3 protein-coding genes and 1 pseudogene are annotated in these 2,559 nt (G+C 59.3%); 3 read left to right on the forward strand and 1 reads right to left on the reverse strand.

All coding sequences use genetic code 11. The features are described 5' to 3' along the window. Nucleotides 1-371: pseudogene (locus tag OC446_RS29970) on the reverse strand (hypothetical protein); the annotation flags it as partial. Between the two features lie 449 nt (nt 372-820). On the opposite strand from OC446_RS29970, the gene OC446_RS29975 reads away from it, so the two are divergent. The 3 genes from OC446_RS29975 to OC446_RS29985 all read left to right on the forward strand — a co-directional run bounded on the left by OC446_RS29975 (nt 821) and on the right by OC446_RS29985 (nt 2,534). Next, nucleotides 821-1,252 (forward strand): nuclear transport factor 2 family protein, encoded by a 432-nt coding sequence (locus OC446_RS29975; protein ID WP_262032529.1) that lies wholly within the window; start codon nt 821-823, stop codon nt 1,250-1,252. Nucleotides 1,253-1,708: 456 nt separating this feature from the next. Further along, entirely contained in the window at nt 1,709-2,167 is a 459-nt protein-coding gene (locus OC446_RS29980; protein ID WP_262032530.1) for an IS630 transposase-related protein, read from the forward strand. Further along, the gene (locus tag OC446_RS29985) at nt 2,085-2,534 is read left to right on the forward strand and encodes an IS630 family transposase (RefSeq protein ID WP_262032531.1); all 450 of its coding nucleotides are present in this window, start codon (nt 2,085-2,087) and stop codon (nt 2,532-2,534) included. Before OC446_RS29980 ends, OC446_RS29985 begins: the two co-directional genes overlap by 83 nt. Nucleotides 2,535-2,559 lie beyond the last annotated feature (25 nt).

Consider the following 2,559-nt stretch of genomic DNA (forward strand, 5'->3'; position numbering starts at 1 on the left):
GAATGCTGTCCGGCTTCAAATCGGAATACCTGTCCGGATTGCGTCGGAATCCGCACACAAACAAGCCTCGGGTGCTTCCGACTGGGCAATTGACCCCACTCCACCAGTCGATTAGCGGCCCTCAGATAAGTCTCCGGGATGCCATAGGCCGCACCGGTGCCAAAGCCATAAATGGGGATCTGGTGGTCGGTCCACAAGCCGCGACGCCTTGTCACGCTCCGTTTAATCTTGGTACCGTTCGCCTCGCTTACCGCAGCCGACTTTGCGCACTCATAGTGGCTGGTGCCTACCAGATCAAAGGCGCTCATAAGGCGTGTGTTCTCTGCAACGGTAAGTTTGCCAGCAACGGCAGCCAAATCATAGCGCGCCATCAGATCACTTCGGCACTCCAGCGCCTGCTGCTCGATATGCTATCAGACGCAAGCGGATGTCAGGCCCTGGAGCCCGAGTTAGCGGATCAGGCACTCGCGCTTTGCCCTCTGCTGGATCCGCGCCTGCGGCCAGCATGTTGAGCTCTCTGTCTCGCTGCCTTGCTTGGTAAGCTCCAAAGCGGCCTCTCCGTATGCAGTCAATCGATTCCAAGCCGGGTTAGCTCGCGTTCTACTCGATGTGTCCAGGCATGAAAGTATCCAACAGCCGAACTGACGTGGACTCAGCTGTAGTAGCTCGTGATTCAGCTTAGTAGATCGCACCAAGCCTCCTCGCGAGTGCCTTGGCTCAGAGCAGATTGCTAAGCCCGCCTACCAGCTGTACATCTCAGTGCCTGGGAATGCGGCTTAGATTAGTCTTGCGAGGAACAATGCGGAGCTCATTGACTGGAATGACCCTGGCGGTTGCTCTGCTAGGTTCGTCAGCTTTGCAAGCTGATGAGGCGGAGATCAAGGCTGTTAAGGCCGTGCTGGCGGCCTATAAGGCATCAGTTGAGAGGTTGGAGGCTTCCAGCAGTGCCACTCTGTTTACGGAAGACTCGGCTGTCTTCGAGAACGGCGCGTCGGAGGGTACCTTCAGACACTACTTGGGCCATCACCTTGGGCCGGAGTTGAAGGAGGTGAAGTCGTTTCGCTACTCGGATTACGCGGTGACCGTGAAGGTGGACGAACCGTATGCTCTTGCGGCCGAGACCTACCGGTTTCGGATCGAGCCGACGAGGGGAGGCGTGATCGAGCGTCAGGCTGTTGCCACCAGCGTACTGCGCAAAGAGGGTAATGAGTGGAAGATCGTCCAATCTCATAACTCGTCTCGGCGGCCCTAGGAGGGCTGAGGCCCACGCAGACTTTTCAAGCCCTTGCTGAAAGGGCAATTTACCTTGTATGATTGTTGAGATTACACCGTGATTTCGCGGCGTAGTTCCCTTACGAGGCCTTGGGAGCCTCTCCCTCCAGCCGTTTGGAACCGATCCGGACGGCTTCTTTTCTGCAGGTCAGACTGGTTGCCTCACCTACGCCTTAGCTCTGGGTCCTGATCCTCAGGAGAAGGACCTCCTGTTTTACGTCTATCCAGCATGTCCCCGCTGAGTCTCGTCGACGCAGCATTGCCCTCTGCTGCATGTGACCATGACGATCCGGTGCGAGGTCGCCGCGCAGTTCGCCTCTTACACGTCAGGAATGCCATGATCCTAGAGCAACGTCGGTTCTGACTGAATCGTAGGCTTTCCGGCGTGGCGGGTTCGTGATTCACTCATCTTGGCCCTCTTGGGAGGAGATGAGCGATGACCAAGTCCTACTCGCTGGATCTGTGCCGCCGGGTGGCGCGCTTTGTCGAGGCGGGCCATTCCTGCCATGAGGCTGCCCGCCACTTTGAGGTCTCGGTCGCCTTCGTGGTCCGGCTCATGGCGGCCTATCGAGCCACCGGCAGCCTGGCGCCCAAGCCGGAAGGCGGCTGGCGCTACTCCAAGCTCGATCCGCACCGGGAGTTCCTGCTCCGGCGTGTTGACGAGAAGGGCGACATCACCATGCCGCAACTCGCCGCAGAACTGCTGGCCCGCGGCACGAAGGTCATGCCCGCTTCGATCTCGCACTGGTTCATCCGCCAGGGTTACAGCTTCAAAAAAAACGCTGCGGGCCAGCGAACAAGGACGCTCCGACGTGCGCCAAGCCCGCGAGCATTGGCGCACGAAGCGTCAGCCGCGCATGCGCCAGGAGCCGCATCGGCTCGTCTTTCTCGATGAGACCGGCACCTCCACCAAGATGACGCGTCTGCGCGGCCGCTGTCCCAAGGGGCAGCGCCTGTATGCCAAGGCGCCATTCGGGCATTGGACAACTCAGACCTTTGTGGCGGGGCTGCGCTACCATGAGCTGAGTGCCCCTTGGGTGATTGACGGGCCGATGACCCGGCAGATCTTCGAAGCTTATGTGGAGACCCAGCTTGCGCCAACGCTGTCGCCGGGCGATGTGGTCATCCTGGATAACCTGCCGGCGCACAAGAGTGAGAAAGCCGCACAGTATCTGAAACAGCGAGGGGCCTGGTTCCTGTTCCTGCCCCCCTACAGTCCCGACCTCAATCCCATTGAGATCGGATCAACGTGGAACCGCTGAACGTGAGGTTCCATTGACACCGCGA

This window comes from Microvirga sp. Mcv34 (assembly GCF_024519725.1).
GTDB lineage: Bacteria > Pseudomonadota > Alphaproteobacteria > Rhizobiales > Beijerinckiaceae > Microvirga.